This window comes from Pseudaquabacterium terrae, assembly GCF_013266755.1.
GTDB lineage: Bacteria > Pseudomonadota > Gammaproteobacteria > Burkholderiales > Burkholderiaceae_C > Pseudaquabacterium > Pseudaquabacterium terrae.
Window position 1 is genome coordinate 274,095 of sequence record NZ_JABRWJ010000004.1, and the last position, 24,547, is coordinate 298,641.

Annotated in this window: 23 protein-coding genes; 11 read left to right on the plus strand and 12 right to left on the minus strand. The window is 69.7% G+C overall.

Features of this window, described 5'->3' with window-relative positions:
• Positions 1–4: 4 nt before the first annotated feature.
• The 4 genes from HLB44_RS13870 to HLB44_RS13885 all read right to left on the minus strand — a co-directional run bounded on the left by HLB44_RS13870 (position 5) and on the right by HLB44_RS13885 (position 3,803).
• Complete coding sequence (locus HLB44_RS13870) at positions 5–2,008, minus strand: S9 family peptidase (protein WP_173123396.1); 2,004 nt, start codon at positions 2,006–2,008, stop codon at positions 5–7.
• Positions 2,009–2,031: 23 nt separating this feature from the next.
• Positions 2,032–2,634: a GNAT family N-acetyltransferase gene (locus HLB44_RS13875; RefSeq protein WP_173123398.1), complete on the minus strand. Its 603-nt coding sequence runs from the start codon at positions 2,632–2,634 to the stop codon at positions 2,032–2,034.
• A 25-nt stretch (positions 2,635–2,659) separates the two neighbouring features.
• Positions 2,660–2,878 carry a hypothetical protein gene (locus tag HLB44_RS13880; protein WP_173123400.1) on the minus strand — a complete coding sequence of 73 codons (219 nt, stop codon included), beginning with the start codon at positions 2,876–2,878 and terminating at the stop codon, positions 2,660–2,662.
• Positions 2,879–2,960: 82 nt separating this feature from the next.
• Positions 2,961–3,803 (minus strand): AAA family ATPase, encoded by an 843-nt coding sequence (locus tag HLB44_RS13885; RefSeq protein WP_173123402.1) that lies wholly within the window; start codon positions 3,801–3,803, stop codon positions 2,961–2,963.
• A 158-nt stretch (positions 3,804–3,961) separates the two neighbouring features.
• On the opposite strand from HLB44_RS13885, the gene HLB44_RS13890 reads away from it, so the two are divergent.
• From HLB44_RS13890 to HLB44_RS13900, 3 genes are all read left to right on the plus strand, one after another.
• Complete coding sequence (locus HLB44_RS13890) at positions 3,962–4,645, plus strand: c-type cytochrome (RefSeq protein WP_173123404.1); 684 nt, start codon at positions 3,962–3,964, stop codon at positions 4,643–4,645.
• 113 nt (positions 4,646–4,758) lie between these two features.
• Entirely contained in the window at positions 4,759–6,051 is a 1,293-nt protein-coding gene (locus tag HLB44_RS13895) for a cyclic di-GMP phosphodiesterase (RefSeq protein ID WP_173123406.1), read from the plus strand.
• Positions 6,052–6,168: 117 nt separating this feature from the next.
• On the plus strand, positions 6,169–7,767 hold the full coding sequence (locus HLB44_RS13900) for an ABC transporter substrate-binding protein (RefSeq protein WP_173123408.1): 1,599 nt from the start codon (positions 6,169–6,171) through the stop codon (positions 7,765–7,767).
• A 48-nt stretch (positions 7,768–7,815) separates the two neighbouring features.
• On the opposite strand, the gene HLB44_RS13905 is transcribed toward HLB44_RS13900, so the two are convergent.
• Complete coding sequence (locus HLB44_RS13905; RefSeq protein WP_173123410.1) at positions 7,816–8,247, minus strand: DUF1841 family protein; 432 nt, start codon at positions 8,245–8,247, stop codon at positions 7,816–7,818.
• Positions 8,248–8,275: 28 nt separating this feature from the next.
• On the opposite strand from HLB44_RS13905, the gene HLB44_RS13910 reads away from it, so the two are divergent.
• Entirely contained in the window at positions 8,276–9,019 is a 744-nt protein-coding gene (locus tag HLB44_RS13910; RefSeq protein WP_425500809.1) for a sulfite exporter TauE/SafE family protein, read from the plus strand.
• Here the strand turns inward: HLB44_RS13910 and kefC are convergent, their stop codons facing one another.
• Together kefC and kefF are read right to left on the minus strand one after the other, a co-directional pair.
• Positions 9,020–10,858 carry a glutathione-regulated potassium-efflux system protein KefC gene (gene kefC / locus HLB44_RS13915; protein ID WP_173123412.1) on the minus strand — a complete coding sequence of 613 codons (1,839 nt, stop codon included), beginning with the start codon at positions 10,856–10,858 and terminating at the stop codon, positions 9,020–9,022.
• 6 nt (positions 10,859–10,864) lie between these two features.
• A complete protein-coding gene (kefF, locus tag HLB44_RS13920) occupies positions 10,865–11,479 on the minus strand; it encodes a glutathione-regulated potassium-efflux system oxidoreductase KefF (protein ID WP_173123414.1) in 615 nt (204 codons plus the stop codon).
• A gap of 88 nt (positions 11,480–11,567) precedes the next feature.
• Between kefF and HLB44_RS13925 the strand changes: the two genes are divergently transcribed.
• The 4 genes from HLB44_RS13925 to HLB44_RS13940 are packed head-to-tail and all read left to right on the plus strand — an operon-like array spanning position 11,568 to position 15,207.
• Complete coding sequence (locus tag HLB44_RS13925; protein WP_173123416.1) at positions 11,568–12,185, plus strand: ParA family protein; 618 nt, start codon at positions 11,568–11,570, stop codon at positions 12,183–12,185.
• Positions 12,182–12,634, plus strand: a complete 453-nt coding sequence (locus HLB44_RS13930) for a MaoC family dehydratase (protein ID WP_173123418.1) — start codon at positions 12,182–12,184, stop codon at positions 12,632–12,634. The genes HLB44_RS13925 and HLB44_RS13930 overlap by 4 nt, the downstream gene beginning before the upstream one ends.
• 15 nt (positions 12,635–12,649) lie before the next feature.
• The gene (locus tag HLB44_RS13935) at positions 12,650–13,495 is read left to right on the plus strand and encodes a response regulator (RefSeq protein ID WP_173123420.1); all 846 of its coding nucleotides are present in this window, start codon (positions 12,650–12,652) and stop codon (positions 13,493–13,495) included.
• Entirely contained in the window at positions 13,492–15,207 is a 1,716-nt protein-coding gene (locus tag HLB44_RS13940) for an alpha/beta hydrolase family protein (RefSeq protein WP_173123422.1), read from the plus strand. The genes HLB44_RS13935 and HLB44_RS13940 overlap by 4 nt, the downstream gene beginning before the upstream one ends.
• Before the next feature lies 1 nt (position 15,208).
• Here the strand turns inward: HLB44_RS13940 and HLB44_RS13945 are convergent, their stop codons facing one another.
• Positions 15,209–16,066, minus strand: coding sequence for a segregation and condensation protein A (locus HLB44_RS13945; protein WP_173124243.1), 858 nt, complete (start codon positions 16,064–16,066; stop codon positions 15,209–15,211).
• A 25-nt stretch (positions 16,067–16,091) separates the two neighbouring features.
• Positions 16,092–16,295 (minus strand): DUF3460 family protein, encoded by a 204-nt coding sequence (locus tag HLB44_RS13950; RefSeq protein WP_173123424.1) that lies wholly within the window; start codon positions 16,293–16,295, stop codon positions 16,092–16,094.
• Between the two features lie 233 nt (positions 16,296–16,528).
• Between HLB44_RS13950 and HLB44_RS13955 the strand changes: the two genes are divergently transcribed.
• Genes HLB44_RS13955 through HLB44_RS13965 form a run of 3 tightly spaced genes read left to right on the plus strand, consistent with a single transcriptional unit; the run spans position 16,529 to position 19,756 of the window.
• A complete protein-coding gene (locus HLB44_RS13955; RefSeq protein ID WP_173123426.1) occupies positions 16,529–17,383 on the plus strand; it encodes a FecR family protein in 855 nt (284 codons plus the stop codon).
• A 10-nt stretch (positions 17,384–17,393) separates the two neighbouring features.
• On the plus strand, positions 17,394–18,266 hold the full coding sequence (locus HLB44_RS13960; RefSeq protein WP_173123428.1) for a c-type heme family protein: 873 nt from the start codon (positions 17,394–17,396) through the stop codon (positions 18,264–18,266).
• Positions 18,267–18,313: 47 nt separating this feature from the next.
• Positions 18,314–19,756 (plus strand): protein kinase domain-containing protein, encoded by a 1,443-nt coding sequence (locus HLB44_RS13965; protein WP_173123430.1) that lies wholly within the window; start codon positions 18,314–18,316, stop codon positions 19,754–19,756.
• On the opposite strand, the gene HLB44_RS13970 is transcribed toward HLB44_RS13965, so the two are convergent.
• From HLB44_RS13970 to metG, 3 genes are read right to left on the minus strand one after another with little or no spacing between them, the layout of a single operon-like run.
• Positions 19,701–21,479 carry a SulP family inorganic anion transporter gene (locus HLB44_RS13970; protein ID WP_173123432.1) on the minus strand — a complete coding sequence of 593 codons (1,779 nt, stop codon included), beginning with the start codon at positions 21,477–21,479 and terminating at the stop codon, positions 19,701–19,703. The two genes, HLB44_RS13965 and HLB44_RS13970, sit on opposite strands and share 56 nt — an antisense overlap.
• 20 nt (positions 21,480–21,499) lie before the next feature.
• The gene (locus tag HLB44_RS13975; protein ID WP_173123434.1) at positions 21,500–22,462 is read right to left on the minus strand and encodes a hypothetical protein; all 963 of its coding nucleotides are present in this window, start codon (positions 22,460–22,462) and stop codon (positions 21,500–21,502) included.
• A complete protein-coding gene (gene metG / locus HLB44_RS13980; RefSeq protein WP_173123436.1) occupies positions 22,459–24,531 on the minus strand; it encodes a methionine--tRNA ligase in 2,073 nt (690 codons plus the stop codon). Before metG ends, HLB44_RS13975 begins: the two co-directional genes overlap by 4 nt.
• Between the last annotated feature and the right edge of the window lie 16 nt (positions 24,532–24,547).

Genomic DNA, 24,547 nt, shown 5'->3' on the forward strand with positions numbered 1-24,547 from the left:
CCGCTCAGGCGGCCTTCACGCCCGGGTCGTGCTTCTTCAGCCAGTCGAAGAACTCGCCGTACCACAGCCGGCTGTTGCGCGGCTTCAGGATCCAGTGGTTCTCGTCCGGGAACCAGACCAGCCGCGCATCGACGCCGCGTGCCTTCAGCGTGTTGAAGTAGGCCAGGCCCTGCTGGTCCGGCACGCGGTAGTCGAGCGCGCCGTGCATCACCAGCGTCGGCGTGGTCATCGCGCCGGCGAAGGCGTGCGGGCTCTGCGCGTTGATCTTGGCCATGTCCTGCCAGTACCAGGCGCCGAGTTCCTTGGCGTGCCAGGCCCAGGCGTCGTCGGCGAACATCGCCGTCCAGTCGAAGCAGCCGGCGTGGCAGACGTAGGCCGCGTAGCGCCCCGGCTTCACGTGGCCGTTCATCCACGCCACCATGTAGCCGCCGTAGCTGCCGCCGGTGGCGAAGACACGCTTCTTGTCGATGAAGCGCTTCTTCAGCAGCGCGTCGGTGGCCGCCTCGATGTCCTGCAGCTCGAGCTCGCCCCAGCGGTGCGTGATGCTGTCGAGGAAGGCATAGCCGAAGCTCGACGAGCCGTGGTAGTTGACGACCGCGACCACGTAACCCTGCGCGGCGAAGGTCGGGTTGTTCCAGCGGTAGTGCCAGTTGTCGCCCATCGCCGTGTGCGGGCCGCCATGGATCACGTGCAGCAGCGGGTACTTCTTCTTCGCATCGAAGCCGGGCGGGTAGAACAGCCACACCTGCACCTTGTCGCCGAGCGCGCCGATGACCCACGTCTCCTCGTGCGTGCCGAGGTCGAGGCCGGCCAGCAGCGCATCGTTGAAGCGCTCGATGCGCCGCGGCGCAGCGCCCGGCAGGTGCGCGTGCATGCGCGACGGATGGTTCGCGGCATCGGCAATGCTGACCAGCGTGCCGGCCGCCTTGTCGAAGGCGGTGACCCAGCCGCCCTCGACGACGATCTCGGCGCGCTTGTCGGCGAGGTCGAAGCGCCACAGGTGGCGGCGTGCCTGCTGCTCGGTGCAGAACAGCAGTGCCAGGCCGTCCTCTTCCCACAGCAGCGGGCCGTGCACCTCGTGGTCCCATTCGGCGCTGATGATCTCGTGGCCTTCGCCGCGCGACCAGACCGCCAGCTGCCCCGGCATCGTGTGCTTGCGGCCCTGGTGGCTGGCGATGAACGCGATGCGCGTGCCGTCCGGGCTGTAGCGCGGCGCGTTGACGTCCCACTCGGGGTCCTGCACGATCGTCTGCACGCGGCCGCTGCGCAGGTCGACTTCGGCCAGCGCGAGGCGGCCGTCGGTGCGCTTCTCGGGCGCCGGGTCGTAGGCGAAGACCACGCGCCGGCCATCGGGCGAGATGTCGAAGCTCTGGCCATCGGGCTCGCCGCGCACCAGCTCGTAGGGCGTGCCCTCGAACAGGTCGCGCACGCGGCCGGTGGCCAGCTCCATCAGGTGCAGGTGGGCGACGCGGCCCATCGGCACGAAGTGGTCCCAGTAGCGGTAGTAGGCCTCGCTGGTGACGTAGGCCGTCTCCTTGCGTTCCTTGAAGTCCTTCAGCGCCTGCGCCTGGGCCTTGGCACCCTTCAGGCCCGGCCAGACCCAGGAGACGAAGACGATGCGCTCGCCGTCCGGGCACCACTTGAAGGTCTCGACGCCGGTGGCCACCTGGCCGATGCGGCGCGCCTCGCCGCCATCGGGGGCGATGACGTAGAACTGCGCCTCCTCGTCCTTCTTGCCCTGCTGCTCGCGCCGCGCGGTGAAGCCGATGCGCTCGCCGTGCGGCGAGAAGCGCGGCTGGCCGTCCTTGTCGCCGCATTGCGTCAGCGCGCGCGGCGCGCCGCCCAGCGTCGACAGCAGCCACAGCGAGCTCGCGCCCTTGTTGTCCTCCATCGCGTAGCGGCTGACGGCCACCACCGCCTGCGCGCCGTCGGGCGACAGGCTGGGCTGGCCCAGCCGCTCCATCTTCCACAGGTCTTCGACGTCGATCGGCTTCTTCTTGCGGGCCATGCGGTCTCCAGGAATTCTTGTGGTCAACGGGGCTTCGTCAGCTGGTACTCCAGGTGGGCCTTGACTTCAGGCCACTCGCCGGCGGCGAGGCTGTACATCACCGTGTCGCGCACCGTGCCGTCGCGGCGCAGCGCGTGGTGGCGCAGCACGCCGTCCTTGCGCGCGCCCAGGCGCTCGATCGCGCGCTGGCTGGCGAAGTTGTAGTTGTCGGTGCGCCAGCCGACCAGCTGCGCGCCCAGCGTCTCGAAGGCGTGGCTCATCAGCAGCCACTTGGCGGTGGTGTTGACGGCGCTGCGCTGGCGGCTCAGCGCGTACCAGGTGTAGCCGATCTCGAGCCGGTCGAGCGCCGGCACGATGTCGTGGTAACTCGAGCTGCCGATCACTTCGCCGGTTATCGCGTCGAGCACGACGAAGGCGAAGCGGTGGCCGGCCTCGCGCGCCGCGAGCGCGGTCTCGATGTAGGCGCGGGTCTCGTGTGGCGCCGGCACCGAGGTGATGCGCAGCTTCCACAGCTCGCCGTCGGCCGCCGCGGCGGCCAGGCCGGCTTCGTGCTGCAGGCCGAGCGGTTCGAGGCGCACCGGGTCGCGCCACAGCATGACGGGTTCGAGGCGGGCGGGAAAAGCCATCGGCTCGGGATTCCTCTCGTGGATGTCAACGGCGGCGCGCGCGCCAGCGCATCGCCGCCCACTTGCCGGCGCCGCAGCCCAGCATCACGAAGACCACGCCGACCACCGCCCTGGCATCCCAGTCGCCCGGGGCCAGCGCATCGAAGCCGAGCCAGCGGCCGAGCTGCCAGCCGGCCAGTGCGCCGAGCACGAAGCCGACGGCGTCGGACAGGCCTTCAGTCAGCGCTTCGCGCGGGGTAGGCATCAGTGGCGCCCGGCCGTCCGAAGCCACTGAGCGCCCCCTCGGGGGGCCGCGAGCGCGAGCGAGCTTGGGGGCAATTTAGGCATCAGCGGTTGTGGCGCTGCATGAAGACGAGCTTCTCGAACAGCGTCACGTCCTGCTCGTTCTTCAGGAGGGCGCCGACCAGCGGCGGCACGGCGACCTTCTCGTCCTTGCTCTGCAGCGCCTCGAGCGGGATGTCCTCGGCCAGCAGCAGCTTGAGCCAGTCGAGCAGCTCGGAGGTGCTCGGCTTCTTCTTCAGGCCGGGCAGGTTGCGCACGTCGTAGAAGGTCTTCAGCGCGGCGCCGAGCAGCTCCTTCTTCAGCCCCGGGAAGTGCACGTCGACGATGCTCTTCATCGTGTCGGCGTCGGGGAACTTGATGTAGTGGAAGAAGCAGCGGCGCAGGAAGGCGTCGGGCAGCTCCTTCTCGTTGTTCGAGGTGATGAAGACGACCGGCCGGTGCTTCGCCTTGATCAGCTCGCGCGTCTCATAGACGTAGAACTCCATCCGGTCGAGCTCGCGCAGCAGGTCGTTCGGAAACTCGATGTCGGCCTTGTCGATCTCGTCGATCAGCAGCGCCACCGGCTGCTCGGCCAGGAAGGCCTGCCACAGCACGCCCTTGACGATGTAGTGGTGGATGTCCTTGACGCGTTCATCACCGAGCTGGCTGTCGCGCAGCCGGCTCACCGCGTCGTACTCGTACAGGCCTTGCTGGGCTTTCGTCGTGCTCTTGATGTGCCACTGCAGCAGCGGCATGCCGAGCGCGCCGGCGACCTCTTCGGCCAGCATCGTCTTGCCGGTGCCGGGCTCGCCCTTGACGAGCAGCGGCCGCTTCAGCGTGATCGCCGCGTTGACCGCCAGCATCAGGTCTTGCGTGGCGACGTAGGAGTCGGTTCCTTGGAACTTCATGGGGCGTGGCGCCCGGGGCGCCAGGGGGTGGGCAGGGTGCGGGCCAGTATAAGTGCGGCCCCTATAATCGCCGGCTGCACCGAGGGGGACCGGCGCTCACTGCAGCGCGGCGTCCTTTCGCAAGTTCAGCAAGACCAATCTCCGATTCTGGCGACACGATGAAAAAAGCCCTGACCCTGCTTCCGTTGATGTTGGCCCTGGCCGGCGTGTGCACCGTCACCCGGGCCCAGGAGGCGAAGGGCGGGGATGCCGGCCGCGGCGCGCAGAAGGCCGCGATGTGCATCGGCTGCCATGGCATCACCGGCTACCAGGCGAGCTTTCCCGAGGTCTACAAGGTGCCGAAGATCTCCGGCCAGGGCGCGAAGTACCTGAGCGCCGCGCTCGACGCCTACCGCAAGGGTGACCGCAAGCACCCGTCGATGCGCGCGATCGCCGCGTCGCTGACCGACCAGGACATCGCCGACCTCTCGGCCTACTACGAGCAGCACGGCAAGACCGGCGCCGCCGAGCTGCCGGAGGCCAAGCTGCCCGACGCGCTGAAGGACAAGCTCACCGCCTGCATCGCCTGCCACGGCCCGACCTTCAGCAAGCCGCTGGACCCCACCTATCCGCGCCTGGCCGGCCAGCATGCCGACTACCTCTACGCGGCGCTGAAGGGTTATGCCACCGATGGCAATCCGCACATCGGCCGCGCCAACGCGGTGATGCGCGGCCAGCTCGTCGTCGAGGCCGACGGCAAGAAGAAGCTGAACTTCACGAATGACGAGCTGAGGCAGGTCTCGAAGTGGCTCGCCTCGCTGCCCGGCGAGCTGAAGACGGTCGAGCAGTCGCGCCTGCGCTGAAACGGCCCTCCGGTCGAGACGAAGAGCCGCCGCGTGCGGCTCTTTTGATTTGTGCTCGACGCTCTCAAGCCGGGGCTGGCCGCGCCGATAAGCAGCGTAGGACGTCGAAGGGCATGCCCGCCAGCACCTCGCCACTGAAGAAGATTCCGGTCGCTCATTTGCGGGTCGGCATGCACCTGCATGCGCTCGACGGTGCCTGGCTCGACCACCCGTTCTGGCGCAGCCGCTTCGTGATCGACGATCCGGCGACGATCCGCCAGCTGCAGGCGAGCCCCATCCGCGAATGCTGGATCGACACCGCACGCGGGCTCGATGTGGCCGCACCGGCGATGGTCGCCGCCGCGCCACCGGCGCGCGAGCGCACGATCCGCCTGCCGATTCCGCCGCAGCCGACACGACCGCAACCGGTCGATGCCGCCCCGGCATCCGAACCAACCGCAACGCCCCAGCCGCTCGCCGCTGAGCTGCAGCAGGCCGCCGAGATCTGCGATCGCTCGCGCGAGGCCGTCAGCTCGATGTTCCACGAGGCGCGACTGGGCCGCGTGCTCGAGACCGAGCGCTGCCTGCCGCTGGTCGACGAGATCACCCGCTCGGTGTTCCGCAATCCTGCCGCGCTGGTCAGCCTGGCGCGGCTCAAATCGCGCGACGACTACACCTACATGCACTCGGTCGCCGTCTGCGCGCTGATGGTCGCGCTGGCGCGCCAGCTCGGCTTCGACGATCAACGCTGCCGGGTCGCCGGCCTGGCCGGGCTGCTGCACGACCTGGGCAAGGCGCAGCTGCCGCCGCAGATCCTGCTGAAGCCGGACAAGCTGACCGATGCCGAGTACGCGGTGGTGCGCACCCATCCGGAGCGCGGCTTCGAGCTGCTGCGTGAAGCGCGTGGTGCGCCCGAGCCGGCCATCGACGTCTGCCTGCACCACCATGAACGGCCCGATGGCCGCGGCTACCCCCATGCGCTGGCGGGCGACGCGATCTCCGAGCTGGCACGCATGGGCGCGGTCTGCGATGTCTATGACGCGGTGACCTCGAACCGGTCCTACAAGGCCGGCTGGGACCCGGCCGAATCGATCGCCCGCATGGCCTCGTGGAAGGGCCAGTTCGACGACCGCCTGTTCGCCGCCTTCGTCAAGAGCCTGGGCATCTATCCGGTGGGCTCGCTGGTGCGGCTGGAATCGCAGCGCCTGGCGGTGGTGGTCGACCAGAATCCGCTGGCGCTCGTCGCGCCGGTCGTCAAGGTCTTCTTCTCGATCCGCTCGGGGATGCCGATCACGCCGCTGGTGATCGACCTGGCGCGCGCCGGCGGCCACGATCGCATCGTCGAGCGCGAGCCGCCCGAGCGCTGGAAATTCCCGCAGCTCGACGCGCTGTGGGCCGGCGAGAAGGCCGCGCGCCGCGGCCGCTGAAGCCTCAGCCCTCGCTGCCGCTGCGGGTGATTTCGCCGACGGGGTTTCCCCCGTCAGACCCGGCATGGGCCTTGCCTACACTGCCGCCACGTTTCACCCGAAATCGTGGGAAAGATCATGTACCGTCGACTTCAATTCGGGCTGCTCTCCGCGGCAGTCCTCTTCGCCGGGGCCCAGGCCCAGGCACAAACCCTGCGCTGGGCCAGCCAGGGCGACCCGCAGACCATGGACCCGCACTCGCAGAACGAGTCCATGACCAACATGATGAACGGGCAGGTCTACGAAGGCCTGGTCGCGCGCGACAAGAAGCTCAACATCGTGCCCGCGCTGGCCACCGAGTGGCAGCAGACCGCGCCGCTGGTCTGGCGCTTCAAGCTGCGCCCCGGCGTCAAGTTCCATGACGGCTCGCCGTTCAACGCCGACGACGTCGTCTATTCGATCGAGCGCGGCCAGTCGGCGACCTCGCAGATCAACAACTACGCCAAGGCCGTCGGCACGCCGAAGAAGATCGACGACCTGACGGTGGAATTCCACCTCGCCAAGGCGAACCCGATCTTCCTCGAGCACATGGCCGGGCCGCTGTGGATCCTGAGCAAGCCGTGGTCCGAGAAGCACAAGGTCATGCGGCCGCTGGACTTCAAGAACAAGGAAGAGACCTACGCGTCGCTGAACGCCAATGGCACGGGCCCGTACATGCTGGTGAGCCGCCAGCCCGGCATCAAGACGACCTACAAGCGCAACCCGAACTGGTGGCAAAAGCACGAGGGCAACGTGCAGGAGATCGTCTACAGCCAGATCGCCAACGACGCGACGCGGCTGGCCGCGCTGATCTCCGGCGAGATCGACTTCGTGCTCGATCCGGCGCCGCGCGACGTCGCCCGGCTGCGCAACACGCCGGGGGTCAAGGTGATCGACGGTCCGGAGAACCGCATCGTCTTCATCGGCATGGACCAGCACCGCGACGAGCTGCTGCACGGCAGCGTCAAGGGCAAGAACCCGTTCAAGGACATCCGTGTCCGCCAGGCGCTCTATCACGCGATCGACATCGAGACGATGAAGTCGAAGCTGATGAACAACCAGAGCGTGCCGACCGGCGGCCTGACGCCGTCGCCGCTGGGGGCCTACAACGACCCGGCGATCGAAAGCCGCTTCCCGTACGACATGGCCAAGGCCAAGCAGCTGATGGCCGAGGCCGGCTATCCCGACGGCTTCGAGGTCACGCTCGACTGCCCGAACAACCGCTACATCAACGACGAGGAGATCTGCGTTGCGCTGGCCTCGATGTGGGCGCAGCTGAAGGTCAAGGTGCGCGTCAATGGCATGCCGCGTGCCATCTACTTCCCGAAGCTCGAGAAGTTCGACACCAGCATGTACATGCTGGGCTGGGGCGGCGCCGTCACCGACGCGGAAACGACGCTGACGCCGGTGCTGCGCAACAACCTGTCCGATGGCTCGGGCATCGGTTTCTACAACTACGGCCGCTCGAAGAACGACAAGTTCGACGCGATGGCCGCGGCGACCAGCAGCGAGACCGATGCGAAGAAGCGCGAAGGCATGGTCAAGGCCGCGCTGAAGGAATACAAGGACAACGTGCACACGCTGCCGCTGCACCGCCAGATGATCCCCTGGGCGGCGCGCAGCAACGTCAACGTGGTGCACCGCGCCGACAACTGGTTCGAAGTGCACTGGGTCACGATCAACAAGACGACCCCCTGAGCAGCCGCAACGCGCACGCAGAAAGGGCGACCCGCGGGTCGCCCTTTTTCATCCTGTCGCGCGTCGCCGCACGGCGTCGAGGTAGGCGTGCCCGTCCGGCGGCCGGCCGCTGCGCTGCGAGGCCCAGATCATCTCGCCGAGCGCCTCCATCGCCTGGTGCTGCGCCTCGTGCAGCGAGCCCAGTTTCGCGGCCAGCAGCTCGACCGCCTGGCGGATGCCGGCCGGCTGGTCGATGCTGCACTGCTCGCTGATCGACAGGTGCATCGACAGGTGCAGGAACGGGTTGCTGCGGCCGTCCTCGACGCGGTAGTCGGCGGCCAGTGCCGCATCGAGGTCGGCGAGCTCGGCGTGGTATTCCGGATGCTCGGCGATCCAGCCCGTGGCCAGCGTTTCGATCGGCGTCAGCGGCTCACGTGCGCGGTCCTTGCGCCAAGCCTCGCAGAAGAAGCGCCGCACGTCGTGTTGGGAAGGCTGGAACATCCCACAATTGTCCCCTCCCGTGCCAGCCCTGATCACCGACCCGAACTTCTACGCCGTTGCCGTGCCCGCCGTGCTGCTGATGGGCATCAGCAAGAGCGGCTTCGGCGCCGGCTTCGGCGCGCTGGCGGTGCCGCTGATGGCGCTGGCGGTGCCGGTGCCGCAGGCCGCCGCGGTGATGCTGCCGCTGCTGGCGATCATGGACGGCTTCGGCCTGAAGGCCTTGTGGCGCGAGTTCGATCGGCCGCTGCTGAAGCTGCTGCTGCCGGCCGGTCTGCTGGGCACGCTGATCGGCACGCTGTCGTTCGGGCTCTTGCAGCCAAAGACCGTGGCCGGCATCGTCGGCGCGATCACGCTGGTGTTCCTGGCGATCCGCACGTTCTTTCCGCCGCGCGCCGATGCGCCGCCGCCGCCGCGCGCGCTCGGCGTCATGGCGGCCACCGTCTCCGGCTTCACCAGCTTCGTCGCGCACGCGGGCGGCCCGCCGATCGGCTTCTACCTGCTGCCGCTGAAGCTGACGCCGATCCGCTTCACCGCGACGCTGGCGGTGTTCTTCGCGGCGATCAACACCAGCAAGTGGATCCCGTATGCCGCGCTCGGGCTGATCGACGGCACGAACATGCTGACTTCGCTGGTGCTCGCGCCACTGGCGCCCATCGGTGTCTGGGTCGGCGTGCGGCTGGTGCGCGTGATTCCGCAGGCGCTGTTCTACCGACTGTTCAGTGTCGGCATGCTGCTGACCGGACTCAAGCTGCTGTGGGACGGCTTGCGCTGATCACTCTTTCGTTTCCTGCGCGGTGTCGTGCCAGTCGTGGCGCTTGCGCTGCGCGGCGGCCACGCTGCGCTCGCGCGCCCACAGCTGCTCCAGCTGCTGCCGGCCGGCCTTGGCCAGCGCGATCAGCTTCTGCTCGTCGCCCAGGTGCGGTGCCATCTGCTCGACCAGCTCGACGTTGTGGCGCCGGAAACGCAGCGCCATCGTGCGCGCGGTGTGCCGCTGCCAGCCGAGCGACTCGAGCACGCTGCGCCCGCTCATCAGCGCCGAATCGAGCGTCTCCCGTTCGATCAGCGTGACGCCGTGCTGGCGCAGCCGGTAGAAGTGGGTCACGTTGCGCGCCCGCGCGACGATCACCAGCTGCGGAAAGTGCTCGCGCACCAGCTGCGCGACCGCCACGCTCTGCTCGACGTCGTCGATCGCCAGCACGAAGACCCGGGCCTTGTCGGCGCCGGCGGTGCGCAGCAGATCGAGCCGCGTCGCGTCGCCGTAGAACACCTTCCAGCCGAAGCGGCGGATCGTCTCGACCTGGTCGGCATCGTGCTCGAGCACGGTGGCTTCGAGCCCGTTGGCGTAGAGCAGCCGGCCGATCGTCTGCCCGTAGCGGCCGAAGCCGGCAATGATCACCGGCGCATGCTGCGGCTCGGCGAGCTCGGCCAGCGGCGGCCCGTCGCGGCGCGCGGCGAGCCGCGGCGCCAGCCAGCGGTCGGTGGCCACCAGCAGCAGCGGCGTCAGCAGCATCGACAAGGCCACCGCGGCGACCAGGAACGATGCCGGCTCGCCGCCGATCACCTTCGACTGCTGCGCGGTCTGGAAGACGACGAAGCCGAACTCGCCGCCCTGCGCGAGCAGGATGCCGAAGACCGGCCGCTCGGCCAGCACCAGCGGCATCGCCCGCGCGATCAGCGCCAGCACCAGCGCCTTGACCGCCAGGAAGCCCAGCACCACCGCCGCGATCAGCCCGGGATGGCGCAGCACGACGGCAAAATCGATGCTCATGCCCACGGCGATGAAGAACAGGCCCAGCAGCAGTCCCTTGAAGGGCTCGAGGTCGGTCTCCAGCTCGCGCCGGTACTCGCTTTCCGCCAGCAGCACGCCGGCGAGAAAGGCGCCGAGCGCCATCGACAGCCCGACCGACTGCATCAGCGCCGCGGTGGCCACCACCAGCAGCAGCGCGGCGGCGGTGAAGATCTCCGGCGTCTTGCTGCGCGCGATCCAGCGCAGCGCCGGCCGCAGCAGCAAACGCCCGCCGAGGATGATCAGCGCGATGACGCCGAAGGCCTTCGCGGCGCCGAGCCAGTCGATGCCGTCGCCGTCACCGGGCCCGATGGCCAGCAGCGGCACGATGGCCAGGATCGGGATCGCCGCGATGTCCTGCAGCAGCGCGGTCGACAGCACGCCCTGGCCGCCGGCGGTGGCCATCAGGTTGCGCTCGGCGAGCACGCCCAGGCCGATCGCCGTCGACGACATCGCCAGCCCGAGGCCGGCGACGATGGCCAAGCGGCCGTCGATGCCGGCGCCCCAGGCGATCAGCCCGATCAGCGCTGCGCTGCCGAAGAGCTGCGCGCTGCCCCAGCCGAAGATCGGCCGCCGCAGCGCCCAGAGGCGCCGCGGTTCCAGCTCCAGCCCGACCAGGAAGAGCATCAGCACGACGCCGAACTCGGCGAAGTGCAGCATCGATTGCGGATCGGTCACCAGTGCCAGGCCCCAGGGCCCGATGACGATGCCGGCGCCCAGGTAGCCGATGATCGAACCCAGCCCGAGCAACCGCGCCAGCGGCACCGCGAGCACCGCGGCGGCCAGGTAGACCAGGCCGGTGGACAGCCAGTTGCCATGTTCCATGCGGGTTCAGTCCAAGACCGGCCGCGCGTCCGCCGGCACTTCGCGCAGCTCGCAGGCTTCGAGCGTGTCGAGCTCGGGCCAGTCCGGATAACTTCTCAAGCGAGCGGCAAACGTCGCAACGTGATCGGCGATCGTCGGCGCGTCGGCGCGGTGCGCGCCGTGCAGCACGAAGGGCGGCAGGAAGCGCATGCCGGCGAGCGCGGCGGTCTGGTCGTAGGGCGGCATGAAGGAATCGAAGAAGTAGCGGTTGTAGCCGTCGGAACGGTACGACTGCTCGGGCCCGCCGGTGGAGGTCACGAGCCACAGGTCGCGCCCGGCCAGCCGCGTGCCGCCGCGGCCGTAGGCCCAGCCGAATGCGAACACCTCGTCGAGCCACAGCTTCATCAGCGGCGGCATGCCGTACCAGTGGATCGGGTGCAGCCAGATCACGAGTTGCGGTTCGGTGAGCGCGGCCTGCTCGGCAGCGGCGTCGATCAGGTAGTCGGGGTACAGCTCGTAGAGGTCGCGGACCTCGACGGACAAGCCGTCCGTGGCGGCGGCGCGGGCCGCCTCGGCCAGCTGCCGGCTGACGCGGGAGTGTTCGAGCTGAGGGTGGGCGACGAGCACCAGGATGTGGGCCATGGGATGCGGGGAGGGCGGCGATCCCGGGCCTTGTCCGGGGCTCTCGTAACATAGCAGGGAATCCTGAGTGCATCGCGGAGGAGCTTGCATGCCGGTGATCGTGGTCGCCAACCCCAAGGGTGGCGTTGGCAAGAGCACGTTGGCCACCAATGTCGCCGGCTGGCTGGCCCGCCAGGGCCATGCGGTGATGCTCGGCGATGCCGACCGGCAGCAGTCGGCGCGCCAGTGGCTGGACCTGCGGCCCGAGCAGCTGCCGCGCATCGTCGGCTGGGAGATCGATGCCGAGCATCTGGCGCGGCCGCCGAAAGGCACGACGCACGTGGTGCTCGACACGCCCGCCGGCCTGCGCGGCAAGCGGCTCGACGCGGTGATGAAGCTGGCCGACAAGCTGCTCGTGCCGCTGCAGCCGAGCCTGTTCGACATCCAGGCCACGCACGCCTTCCTGAAGGCGCTGGCCGCACATCCGCGCGCGGACTCGATCGCCGTCGGCCTGGTCGGCATGCGCATCAAGGAACACACGCACGCCAACCTGCACCTGCATGAATTCGTCGCCACGCTGCCGTACCCGCTGATCGGCGACGTGCGCGATACCCAGAACTACGTGCACCTCGCCGCACGCGGCCTGTCGCTGTGGGACATCGCGCCCGGCCGCGTCGAGCGCGACCTGGCGCAGTGGCAACCGCTGATCGAATGGATCCAACGATGAACCGCATTCCGACCCTGGCCTCGCTCGCGCAACGCGTCGGCGAACGCATTGCCTCCAGCGACTGGGTGCTGGTCGACCAGGCCCGCATCGACCTGTTCGCGCAGGCCACCGGCGATTTCCAGTGGATCCACGTCGACCGCGAGCGCGCGGCCGCCGGCCCCTTCGGCACGACGATCGCGCATGGCTTCCTGACGCTGTCGCTGATCCCCGAGCTGGCCGACAAGGCGATGCTGATCGAGGACGTGCAGATGGGCGTCAACTACGGCCTGAACCGCGTGCGCTTCACCGCGCCGGTGCCCTCGGGCACGCGGGTGCGGGCGCACTTCACGATGAAGGCCTACGAGCCGATCGACGGTGGCGCGCAGCTGACGATGGAGGTCAGCGTCGAGCGCGAGGGCAGCGACAAGCCGGCCTGCATCGCTGAGGCCGTGTCGCGGCGCTACACCTGAGCCGAGGTTGCAGCCATGAAGGTGCTGTTGATCGACGACCAGGCGCTGATCCTGGCGGCCCTGCAGCGCGTGATCCGCCGCGTCGGCGACGACGTCACGCTGGTCGGCGTCGATGACCTGGCGGCGGCGCGCCAGGTGCTGCGCGGCGATGCCGGCTTCGACCTGGCGCTGCTCGGCCTGGCGCTCGAGCAGCCGAGCGGCTTCGAGCCGCTGGCCGAGCTGCGCCGGCGCCATCCCGAGCTGCCGGTCGTCGTGCTGTCGGACTCCGACCGCATGGCCGACGTGATCCGCGCGATCGACATGGGCGCGATGGGCTTCGTCGGCAAGCGCACCGCCGGCGAGGAGCTGCATGCCGCGCTGGCGATGGTGATGTCGGGCGGCGTCTACATGCCGCCGGTGATGCTCGGGCTGGTGCGGCCGCCGCTGGCCTTCGAAAGCGGTGACACGGTGCCCTCGGTAATGCGGCCGGCCGGCGAGGCGGAGCCCGGCCAGCCGCCGGCGGCCAGCGACACCGAAGCCGGTGTGCCGGTCGAATTGCGTGAGCCGCAGGGCAGCCCGGTGCCGCCGGCCGCCGACCGGCCGATCGAGCTGCCGCGCGGATCGGCCGCGCCGCCGAAGCGCCCGAACTTCGACAGTTTCGGCCTGACGCCGCGCCAGACCGATGTGCTGACGCTGCTGCTCAAGGGCCTGCCGAACAAGCTGATCGCCCGCGAGCTGGGCCTGTCCGTCGACACCGTCAAGGATCATGTCGCCGCGGTGCTGCGGGCGTTGGGCGTCACCTCGCGCACGCAGGCCGTGCTGGCGGTCGGCCAGCTGACGCTCGGCCCCCAGGGGGCCGGCTGGCGGCCGCGCGAGGATTGATCGCGACCTCCGCGCTGGCGGCGCTGAGCTTCGAGCTCGAGCGCGGCGGCGACGGCGAGGCCGGCGACGAGGGCGCCACCGTCTGGCTTTGCGACGCGGCGGCGCTGAACGCCGCAGCGCTCGCGCAGCGCTTCGTCGACGACTGGGCTGCCTGGTATGGGCCGGCGCTGGCGCCGCATGCCGCGGCAATCGCTTCGCTGCTGCATTTCGAGGCGCGCCAGAACGAACCGGAGGCCGGCCAGGTCCAGCTGATGCGTGACGGCCGCCATGCGGTGGTGCGCCTGCCGGGCGCCTGGGCGCTGCCGGTGATCCGCCGTCGTGAGCGCGGCCTGCGCATCGGCGGATGGTCGCCGGACGACCCGCATGACTGGCTCGATGCGGGTTGGCAGGCCTTGCCGGCGGCCTGGCGGCGCAGCCGCGGTGGGCGTGTGCAGCTGGCGCTGCGCATGCGGATGTATTGGGGCGCGCTGGCTGAGCCGGCGCCCGGGCCGGGCGGTGTGTCGTGGCGGCGCTGCCGCGTGCGCGCCGATGCGCTGGCGGTGACGCCGTGGGCGTGGACGGTCGAACGCGGCCGGGCGCTCGCCGTCACGGGCGAGGGCGGGTCGGTCGAGCGCCGGCTGCGCGGCGGAATCGGGCTGATGTTGATCCAGCCGCTGCTGCGCATCGAACGCCCGCAGCCGCCCGCCGGCAGCCGCCTGCGCGCCGGTGGCCAGGCGCTGCTGCACCGCTTCGCCGGCGCTGCCGCGTCACGTGCGCCGGCGTTTTGCGCACGCATCGCCGCCGACGAGGCCTTCTGGAGCGCGGCCCTTCCGGACGGCGCAGGCGATGCCGCGACGCTCGCTGCCGCCGCACGCCGTGGCGCCTGGCTGCGGCCGGCCAGCCGCGCTGCGTTGCGCCACGGCCGCGGCACCATCGAACGTGAGCATGTCGTGCTGCTGCCGGACAGCCCGGGCGGCGTGCGCAGCAGCTTCTCCGCGGCGCTGGCCGCATCGCCGGCGCCCGAAGCCGCGCTGTGGCCCGGATTGCCGGCGCTCGACACGCTGGCCGCCTGGCGTTTCGAGCTCGATGGCGGGCGGCCGCTCGACCACCAGCTGGAAACGCTGGCCAACGCGCTGGACGCGCGCATCGTGGCGCCCACCGGGCCGCTGGCCAAGGGCAGCCGCATCGTCTTCGTCGGCCACGGCACGGGCGGCTGCCTGGCGCGCTTCGCGCTCGAAGCGCTGCGCCAGCGCTGGGCGCGGCGCGGCTGGCGCGTCGAGGCATTGACGCTCGGCAGCCCACACCTGGGCAGCGGCGCCGCCGCCTTCGGCCCGGAGGTCTGGCCGACGCCGGCGCTGCCACCCGGCCAGTCGGACCTGCTGCCCGACGCGGTTCAGGCGCGCGCCGGCGGTGATGCAACCCGGTTGCCGGCCGGCATGTGGCTGTTCGGTGCCGTCTGGGGTCCGCCGGCCGTCGACGACGCCGACGTGCCGGGGCGCGTGATCGACGACCTGCAACAGCCCCCGGCGTCCGGCGATGGCCGCTTCACGCGGCACTCGACGCTGGCCGGCCGCACGCCCCGCGCGCCCGGTGAGCGACCGCCCGACGACGGCACCGTCGTCATCGACGCCTCGCCGGTGCTGCACGACCGCTACCTGGCGTCGCCCGGCGTGCGCCGTCAGGTGCAGCGCGCGCTCGACCACCTGCTCGGCCGCGAAGGCTCGTGGGCCTGACTCAGGCGGGCTGGTACGCCAGCCGCACGTAGATCGGCGCGAAGGCTTCGGCCTGCGTCAGCTCGATCAGGCGCTCGCGCGCCAGCTCGAGCATCGCGATGAAGGTCACCACCATCACCGCCGGGCCGCGCTTCGGATCGAACAGCTCGGGGAACTCGACGTAGCGCCGGCCCTGCAGCGTGCGCAGCACGAGGCTCATGTGCTCGCGCACCGACAGCTGCTCGCGGCTGATCTTGTGGTGCTGCGTCAGCTTCGCGCGCTTGAGGATGTCGAGCCAGGCCGTGCGCAGGTCGTCTAGCTCGACGTCGGGGAAACGCGGCTGCAGGCTCTGCTCGATCGTCACCTGCGCGCGCAGGAAGTCGCGGCCGAGCAGCGGCAGGCGGTCGAGCTTGGCGGCGGCGAGCTTGATGCGCTCGTATTCGAGCAGCCGGCGCACCAGCTCGGCACGCGGGTCCTCGGCCTCGCCGCCATCGTCGACCTTCTTCGGCGGCAGCAGCATGCGCGACTTGATCTCGATCAGCATCGCGGCCATCAGCAGGTATTCGCTGGCCAGCTCGAGGTTGTGTTCGCGGATCTGGTCGACGTACTGCAGGTACTGGCGCGTCACGTCGGCCAGCGGGATGTCGAGGATGTTGAAGTTCTGCTTGCGGATCAGGTACAGCAGCAGGTCGAGCGGGCCTTCGAAGGCTTCGAGGAAGACCTCCAGCGCATCGGGCGGGATGTACAGGTCCTGCGGCAGCCGGAACAGCGGCTCGCCATAGAGGCGCGCCACCGCCACGCCGTCGACCGGCAGGCCATCGGTCGCCGCCGGCGCCACGGGGTCGGCGGCCGGCGCCAGCGCGGACTCGAGGTCGGACACGGTGCGCAAGGGGCGAGGGCCCGCTTTACTTCGTCTTCGTCTGGTAGACGTAGGGCTGCTGCGGCACGTTTGCGTCGCGGTAGTCGGCTTCGGCGCGGCGGTCGATCTGCTTGTCCCACAGCAGCGCGCGGCCGGCGCGCTGCTCGGCTTCGAGCGTCGGCTTGGCGGCCTTCATCTGCTCGATGAACTGCGTGACGTCGGAGGTGTACGGCTTCCAGAAGAGCGGCATGGCAGCGAGCATTTCAGGCGGTGCGGGGAACCCGGCATTCTAGCGACCGGCACCCGACGGCAGCGGGCGCCGGGCCGACAGGTATTTGGTCACTGATGCGAAACACGCGTCCCGCGCTACCATGCGGCCGCCCGCGCCATGCCGCGTGGGCTCGTTGGGCTCTGGAGAGGCGTTTGCACGGCTTCGACACAAGACAGTGGCTGCGGATCGGTGTTCGCCAAGCACGCGCCTGCGTGACGGTGCTGGCACTGGTCGCCGCTGCGCCGCTGCAGGCTGCTGATGCGCCGGCGCTGGTGACGATCGTCGAAGGCGCGGGGCTGGTCATCGAGGGCGCGCGCAGCGTCGCCGCCGCGCCGGGGCTCAAGCTCAACGCCGCGACGATCATCGACACGACGCCCGCGACCGCGCTGCTGCGCATCGAATTCGCCGATGGCAGCCTGCTCGACCTGGGGCCCGACACCCGGGTGATGCTGCAGCCGCCCGGCCTGGCCGGCGGCGGCCCACGCGGGCCGGCCTACTACCTGCTGCAGGGCTGGGCCAAGCACACCAGCGGCGGCGGCGGCAAGGCCGGCGGCCAGCTCGCCTTCGCCGCCGAGGTGCAGCAGCCCTCGGGCGTCACCGTCAGCCGCGTCAGCGGCGAGGCGCTGCAGCTCTTCGTCGAGACCGGCGCGCTGCAGCTGCAGGAGCGGCGGATCAAGCCCGCATCGGCGCTGGCGCTGAAGGCCGGCGAGTTCTACCAGCGCGACGGCGCCGACAAGGGCCAGGTCTCGCCGCGGCCGGCGCCGGGCTTCCTGCAGTCGGTGCCCAAGGGCTTCCGCGATACGATCCCGCCCCGCGCGGCGCAGCTCAAGGGCCGGCCGCCCGAGCCGCAGACGCAACCCTGGCCCGGCTACGCGGCGCTCAAGGCCTGGCTGTCCGCCGAGCCGGTGATCCGGCGCGAGTTCCCGCGCCGCTTCGCGGTGCCGGCGCGCGACGCCGCATTCCGCGATGGCCTGGTCAAGAACCTCGCCTCGCACCCCGAGTGGGAGCCGGTGCTGTTCCCGCCGAAGCCGGCGTCCGCGCCGTCCTCCCCGTCATCCCGTCCGTGAAAACGCTGCCATGAAACTGCTGCTCAAGTTCAACCTGATCTTCGTGCTGGTGATGGCGCTGGGTGTCGGCGTCAGCGGCTACATCAGCCGCGACCTGCTGCAGCGCCACGCGCAGGAAGAGGTGCTCAACAGCGCGCGGCAACTGATGGAGAACGCGCTCGCGGTGCGCAACTACACCGCGACGCAGATCACCAAGCTGCTCGAGACGCAGATGAAGTACGAGTTCCTGCCGCAGTCGGTGCCGAGCTATTCGGCCACCGAGGTGCTGGCGACGCTGCGCACCAAGTACCCCGAGTACGCCTACAAGGAAGCGACGCTGAACCCGACCAATCCGCGCGACCGTGCCGACAGCTGGGAAGTGGACATCGTCAACCAGTTCCGCAACAGCGCCGACCTGAAGGAATTCGTCGGCCAGCGCGACACGCCCTCCGGACGCTCGCTGTACGTGGCGCGGCCGGTGCGCATCACCAACCCGGCCTGCCTGACCTGCCACTCCAGCGTCGATGCGGCACCCAAGACGATGGTCGACAAGTACGGCCCCGCCAACGGCTTCGGCTGGAACCTCAACGAAGTGGTGTCGGCGCAGATCATGTCGGTGCCGATGGAGCTGCCGCTGCGCCGCGCCGAGCAGACCTTCAAGGTCTTCATGGGCTCGCTGGTCGGCGTCTTCGTCGCGGTGGGACTGGTGCTGAACCTGATGATCTGGTTCGTCGTCGTGCGCCCGGTCACGCAACTGTCGGCCCTGGCCGACCGCGTCAGCCAGGGCGACCTCGAAGCGCCCGATTTCGAGAGAAAGAGCCGTGACGAAATCGGCGTGCTGGCCGATTCGTTCGCCCGCATGCGCGCCAGCGTCGTGCAAGCGATGAAGATGCTCGACACCTGAGGCGGGCTATTTCGTCCGTCCGGCATCGAAGCGCGTAAGTCTGCACCGTGAACCACCCCGACCGCCTCGGCAAGTACCAGATCACCGAAGTGCTCGGCCAGGGCGCGATGGGGGTGGTCTACAAGGGGTACGACCCGGACATCAAGCGGGTGGTGGCGCTGAAGACGATCCGCCGCCAGTTCGACGACGGCAGCGAATCGGGCGCCACGATCGCGGCGCGTTTCCGCAACGAGGCGCAGGCCGCCGGCCGGCTGCTGCACCCGGGCATCGTCGGCGTCTACGACTTCGGCGAGGACCAGTCGGTCGCCTTCATCGCGATGGAGTACGTCGAGGGCAATACCCTCGCGCACTACCTGACGAGCCGCATCCGTTTCACCGACGAGGACATCCTGAGCCTGATCGGGCAGTTGCTCGAGGCCCTGCACCACGCCCACGAGCGCGGCGTCTGGCACCGCGACATCAAGCCGGCGAACCTGATCGTGACGCGCGCCGGCAAGCTCAAGGTGGCTGACTTCGGCATCGCCCGCGTCGACGCGGCCGGGCTGACCCAGGCCAACAGCGTGATCGGCACGCCGATGTACATGGCGCCCGAGCAGTTCATCGGCGCGCAGATCGATCACCGCGTCGACATCTACGCCGCCGGCGTCGTGCTGTACCAGCTGATCGCCGGCCGCGCGCCCTTCATCGGCTCGCCCGAGGCACTGATGTACAAGGTGGTGCACGAAGTCGCGCCGCCGCCGTCGCTGATCGAGGACGCCAACCGCAGCGACCGCTTCGACGCCATCGTCTCCACGGCGATGTCCAAGCAGCCGGACAAGCGCTTCGCCAGCGCCGAGGCCTTCCGCACCGCGATCATCGCCGCCGCGGCGATGCCGCTGAGCCCGACCGTCTCCGACGAGACGATCATCAAACTGCCGCTGCGGCCGGCGGGGCTCGCGGTCGTCGGCGCACCGTCGACCGCCGGCTCGGTGACGCACTGGGAGAAATCGGTGCTCGCGCAGGCCGAACATTCGCTGGCCCGCCACGTCGGTCCGCTGGCCAGCGTGCTGGTGCGGCGGGCAGCCAAGGAGTGCCACGACCTGCCGTCGCTCTACGCCAAGCTCGCCGAGCAGGTGACGAACCCGGCCGCGCGCAGCGCCTTCATCAACCTCGGCGCTTCACGCGGCGCGACCGGCGGCGGCAGCACGCCGACCACCTTCGGCCGCACCGCATTCGGCAGCACCGGCGGCTCAGGCGGCCGCACCTTCGGCACGATGGGCTCGGGCAGCCTGGCCACCGTCGCCGCCGATGCGGTGCGCCTGTCCGATCCGGCGCTCGAGCAGGCGCAGAAGCTGCTGGCCGCCCATGTCGGCCCGATCGCCAAGGTGATCGTCAGGAAGGCCGCCGAGAAGACGCGTTATCGCGAGCCGTTCTTCTCGCTGCTGGCCGATTCAGTCAGCGATCCGGCGGCGCGGCAGAAGCTGCTGGCGGAGCTGGCGAAGCTGGTGTAGCCGATGCTGAAGGCGCAACCGGGGCATCGACCTCGGCTTCGCGCCACAGGTCCGCCACCTTCGGCACGATCTGTTCCTGGCCGATCTCGTCGGCGAAGCCCGAGCGCTGGATCAAGCCCAGCGGCTGCTCGTTGACGTTGGCCAGCACCAGCGCAATATCACGACGCTTGAGCGTGCGGTACAGCTGCTGCAGCGCATCGATGCCGGAGGTGTCGATGGAGATCAGCCGGTGCATCTCGAGCACCACCGCGCGCGTGCCGGGCGGCAATTGCTGCGGCAGCGATTCGATCTTGCCGACGGCGCCGAAGAACAGCGAGCCGAACAGCTCGAACACCGCGACGCCCGCCGGCAGGTCGCCGAACTGGCTGTGCTCGGGGTGGCGCTGCACGCGGAACAGCTGGCTCATGCGCCAGATGAAGAAGCCGCAGGCCATCAGCAGGCCGACTTCGACCGCCACCGTCAGGTCGAAGATCACCGTCAGCAAGAAGGTGCCGACCAGCACCACGCGGTACGGCAGCATGAACTGCTTCAAGCGCGCGAACTCGCGCCACTCGCCCATGTTCCAGGCGACGAAGAGCAGGATGCCGGCCAGTGCCGCCAGCGGCACGTGCAGCGCCAGCGGCGCCGCCACCAGCATGATCGCCAGCAGCGTCAGCGCGTGCACGATGCCGGCCACCGGCGTCACCGCGCCGGCGCGCACGTTGGTGACGGTGCGGGCGATCGTGCCGGTGGCCGGGATGCCGCCGAAGAAGGGTGTCACCAGGTTCGCCACGCCTTGCGCCATCAGCTCCTGGTTCGGGTCGTGGCGCGGATGTTCGGGCGCCAGGTTGTCGGCGACGCGCGCGCACAGCAGCGACTCGATCGCCCCGAGCAGCGCGATCGTGAAGCTGGGAATCACCAGCAGGCGCGCCGTTTCCCAGCTGAAGTTCGGCAGCTCGAAGGCCGGCAGCGTCTGCGGAATGCCGCCGAAGCGCGAGCCGATGGTCTCGACCGGCAGCGCGAAGAGCCAGGTCACGAGCGTCGCGCCACCGAGCGCGATGATGGTGCCGGGCAGGCGCGCCGCCGTCGCCCGCATGCGGCCGAGCCGGCCCGGCGGCGGCTGTGCCGGCAGCGCCCAGGCCTTCGGCCACAGCACGACGACGGCCAGGCAGGCGAGCCCGATGATGATGGCCAGCGGATTGATCGTGTGCAGGTGGTGGCCGATCGTGAAGATCTGGCTGAAGAAGTCGGCCGGCATGCGGTCGACGCTCAGGCCGAGCAGGTCCTTCAGCTGCGACAGCCCGATCAGCACCGCGATGCCGTTGGTGAAGCCGATGACGATCGACACCGGGATGTAGCGCACCAGCACGCCGAGCTTCAACCAGCCGATGACGATCAGCAGCACGCCGGCGAGCGAGGTGGCGATCAGCAGGTTGGCCAGGCCATAGCGCTGCACGATCCCGTAGACGATGACGATGAAGGCGCCGGCCGGCCCGCCGATCTGCACCTGCGAGCCGCCGAGCAGCGAGATCAGCAGCCCGGCGATCACCGCGGTGAACAGGCCCTGCTCGGGCTTGACGCCGGAGGCGATGGCGAAGGCCATCGCCAGCGGCAGCGCGACGATGCCCACCGTGATGCCGGCGCCGAGATCGGCGAAGAAGCGGGGCTTCGAGTAACCCGCCAGCGCGTCGACCAGGCGCGGGCGGAAGCGGTGGAATTGCTGGAGGGTGGGTCGCGGCGGCATGCGGGCTCCAGGGGCCGATGCTAGCGCCGCGGATCGGGCGACAGCGGATTCCAGATCGGCGTGAAGCCGAACGGCGGCGCGGCGTCGGGATCGACGTGCACTTTGACCGCATGCATCTTCGGGTCGCCGAAGACCTGCAGCCGCCAGAGGTTGGCGATCGGCTGGCCGCGGTCGTTGAGGAAGGGCTGGTCGGTGATGTAGCGGTGGCTGTCGCCGTGCACCAGCAGCACCGGCAGCGCGGACGCCTCGGCCAGCGGCAGCAGCGTGCGCGTGATGCTGCCGTGAAAACCCGGCCGCACCCCCGGCGGCAGCCGGCTGTCGACGTAGCGAAGCATGTCGCCCTGCGTCGCGAGCACCAGCGCCCGCGCGCGGCGCTGCTGCGCCAGCGTGAAGGCCGCGCGCAGCCAGGCGATGTTGGCCGCGTCGCGCTGCGTGGACTCGCCGCGCAGCGCGGGCATCGCGTGCGCAGCGTTGTTGTCCGGGCCGATGGTGTGGAAGGTGGCGAACAGCACGCCCTGGTGCCACCAGCGCAGGTTCTCGCGCTGGCGCTCGAACTCCGGCATCAGGTCCGACTGGCGTTCGACGGCGATCGGCCGCTGGCCCAGCGACGCGGGCTGGCCGAAGAAGCGCTGCCGCAGCGCGGTCAGCCGCTCCAGCGGGTCGGAGCCGGTGCGTGCGCAATCGGACCAGTCGTTGTCGCCGGGCGTGAAGACCAGCGCGCTGTCGAAGAGCTGGAAGTAGCCGCGCTGGCGCTCGAACAGCTCGTCGCTGCAGGCGGTGACGCCGTCCTTGAAGTCGCCGACGTGGATCGAGAACGGCGGCCGCTCGGCGTTGATCTGCTCGATCAGGCGGCGGTAGGCGGGGCCAGTGATCGCGTCGGCGCCGTAGGGCATGTCGCCGAGCGCGACGAAGTGAAAGGCCGCGGCCGCCGGCGCAGCGGCCGCCGCCAGCACCAGCGCGGCCAGCGCGGCGATGAAGTTCAACGCACGCGCATGCCGGGCGTCGCGCCGGCGTGCGGCTCGAGGATGAAGATCCCCGGCTGCGTCTTCTCGTCGGCGTGGCTGGCCGCCAGCACCATGCCCTGGCTGAGCCCGAACTTCATCTTGCGCGGCGCGAGGTTGGCGACGACCACCGTGTACTTGCCGATCAAGTCCTGCGGCTGGTAGGCGCTCTTGATGCCGGAGAAGACCTGACGCGGTTCGTTCTCGCCGACATCGAGCGTCAGCTTCAGCAGCTTGTCGCTGCCCTCGACCGCCTGCGCGTCGACGATCAGTGCGATGCGCAGGTCGACCTTCGCGAAATCGTCGATGCCGATCTCGGCCGCGATCGCTTCGCCGCCCGGGTGCGCCGGGGCCGCCGGCGGCGCGGCCAGGGCACCGGCCGGCGGCTCGAACAGCGCCTCGAGCTTGGCCGCGTCGACCCGCTGCATCAGGTGCTTGTACTCGCCGATCGCATGGCTGCCGAGCGAGCGTGCGGCGTCGCTGAACTGCATCGACGGCACGCGCAGGAAGCTTTCGACCTTGGCGGCCAGCGCCGGCAGGATCGGCTTCAGATAGATCGTCAGCACGCGGAAGGCCTCGATGCACACCGAGCACACGTCGTGCAGCGCAGTTTCCTGTCCCTGCAGCTTGGCGAGCTCCCACGGCTTGTGCTGGTCGACGTACTCGTTGACGCGGTCGGCCAGCAGCATGATCTCGCGCACCGCCTTGCCGAATTCGCGCTCCTCGTAGAGCTGCTCGACCGTGCCGCGGTGCGCGCGCAGGCCGTCGAGCAGCGCGCGGCCCTCGACGCCGAGGTCGGCCGACAGCCGCCCGCCGAAGCGCTTGGTCAGGAAGCCGGCGGCGCGGCTGGCGATGTTGATGTACTTGCCGATCAGGTCCGAATTGACGCGGGCGACGAAGTCCTCGGGGTTGAAGTCGATGTCCTCGACACGCGCGTTGAGCTTGGCGGCGATGTAGTAGCGCAGCCACTCGGCGTCCAGCCCGAGCTCCAGGTAGCGCAGCGGGCTGATGCCGGTGCCGCGGCTCTTGCTCATCTTCTCGCCGCTGACGGTGATGAAGCCGTGCACGAAGACCCAGTTCGGCACCTTGCGGCCGCTGAAATGCAGCATCGCCGGCCAGAACAAGGTGTGGAAGTAGACGATGTCCTTGCCGATGAAGTGCACCTGCTCGACAGCGGGGTCGGCGAGATACGCGTCCATGTCCTGGCCGCGCTTGTTGAACAGGTTGGCCAGCGAGGCCAGGTAGCCCACCGGCGCATCGAGCCAGACGTAGAAGTACTTGCCCGGCGCATCGGGGATCTCGATGCCGAAGTACGGGGCGTCGCGGCTGATGTCCCAGTCGCTCAAGCCCCCGGTGACGACGCCGTCCGCATCCTCGTTCTTCGTGAACCACTCGCGGATCTTGTTGCCGACCTCGGGCTGCAGCTTGCCGTCCTGCGTCCACTGCTCGAGGAAATTGATGCAGCGCGGGTCGGAGAGGCGGAAGAAGTAGTGCTCGCTGCTCTTGCGCACCGGCGTTGCGCCGGAGAGCGCCGAGAACGGGTTCTTCAGGTCGGTGGGCGCATAGACCGCGCCGCAGTTCTCGCAACTGTCGCCGTACTGGTCCTTGGCGCCGCACTTCGGGCATTCGCCCTTGATGTAGCGGTCGGGCAGGAACATGCCCTTGACCGGATCGAAGAACTGCTCGATCGAGCGCACGTCGATCAGCTCGTTCTTGCGCAGGCCGAGGTAGATCTCGCGCGCCAGGCGGTGGTTCTCGGGCCCGTCGGTCGAGTGCCAGTTGTCGAATCCGATGTGGAAGCCGTCCAGGTACTGCTGCCGGCCGGCGGCGATGTCGGCAACGAAGTGCTGCGGCGTCTTGCCGGCCTTTTCGGCGGCGATCATGATCGGCGCGCCGTGCGCGTCGTCGGCGCAGACGAAGTTGACTTCGGCACCGCGCATGCGCTGGGCCCGCACCCAGGTGTCGGCCTGGATGTATTCCATCATGTGGCCGATGTGGAATGCGGCGTTGGCGTAGGGCAGGGCGGTGGTGACGAAGAGCTTGCGGGTCATGGGCGCATCCCGGGGA

Bases quoted from the DNA above. Each gene is read 5' to 3' on its own strand.
- HLB44_RS13870 (WP_173123396.1), bottom strand. From the start codon at position 2,008: ATGGCCCGCAAGAAGAAGCCGATCGACGTCGAAGACCTGTGGAAGATG.
- HLB44_RS13875 (WP_173123398.1), bottom strand. From the start codon at position 2,634: ATGGCTTTTCCCGCCCGCCTCGAACCCGTCATGCTGTGGCGCGACCCG.
- HLB44_RS13880 (WP_173123400.1), bottom strand. From the start codon at position 2,878: ATGCCTACCCCGCGCGAAGCGCTGACTGAAGGCCTGTCCGACGCCGTC.
- HLB44_RS13885 (WP_173123402.1), bottom strand. From the start codon at position 3,803: ATGAAGTTCCAAGGAACCGACTCCTACGTCGCCACGCAAGACCTGATG.
- HLB44_RS13890 (WP_173123404.1), top strand. From the start codon at position 3,962: ATGAAAAAAGCCCTGACCCTGCTTCCGTTGATGTTGGCCCTGGCCGGC.
- HLB44_RS13895 (WP_173123406.1), top strand. From the start codon at position 4,759: ATGCCCGCCAGCACCTCGCCACTGAAGAAGATTCCGGTCGCTCATTTG.
- HLB44_RS13900 (WP_173123408.1), top strand. From the start codon at position 6,169: ATGTACCGTCGACTTCAATTCGGGCTGCTCTCCGCGGCAGTCCTCTTC.
- HLB44_RS13905 (WP_173123410.1), bottom strand. From the start codon at position 8,247: ATGTTCCAGCCTTCCCAACACGACGTGCGGCGCTTCTTCTGCGAGGCT.
- kefC (WP_173123412.1), bottom strand. From the start codon at position 10,858: ATGGAACATGGCAACTGGCTGTCCACCGGCCTGGTCTACCTGGCCGCC.
- kefF (WP_173123414.1), bottom strand. From the start codon at position 11,479: ATGGCCCACATCCTGGTGCTCGTCGCCCACCCTCAGCTCGAACACTCC.
- HLB44_RS13925 (WP_173123416.1), top strand. From the start codon at position 11,568: ATGCCGGTGATCGTGGTCGCCAACCCCAAGGGTGGCGTTGGCAAGAGC.
- HLB44_RS13930 (WP_173123418.1), top strand. From the start codon at position 12,182: ATGAACCGCATTCCGACCCTGGCCTCGCTCGCGCAACGCGTCGGCGAA.
- HLB44_RS13935 (WP_173123420.1), top strand. From the start codon at position 12,650: ATGAAGGTGCTGTTGATCGACGACCAGGCGCTGATCCTGGCGGCCCTG.
- HLB44_RS13950 (WP_173123424.1), bottom strand. From the start codon at position 16,295: ATGCCGCTCTTCTGGAAGCCGTACACCTCCGACGTCACGCAGTTCATC.
- HLB44_RS13960 (WP_173123428.1), top strand. From the start codon at position 17,394: ATGAAACTGCTGCTCAAGTTCAACCTGATCTTCGTGCTGGTGATGGCG.
- HLB44_RS13970 (WP_173123432.1), bottom strand. From the start codon at position 21,479: ATGCCGCCGCGACCCACCCTCCAGCAATTCCACCGCTTCCGCCCGCGC.
- metG (WP_173123436.1), bottom strand. From the start codon at position 24,531: ATGACCCGCAAGCTCTTCGTCACCACCGCCCTGCCCTACGCCAACGCC.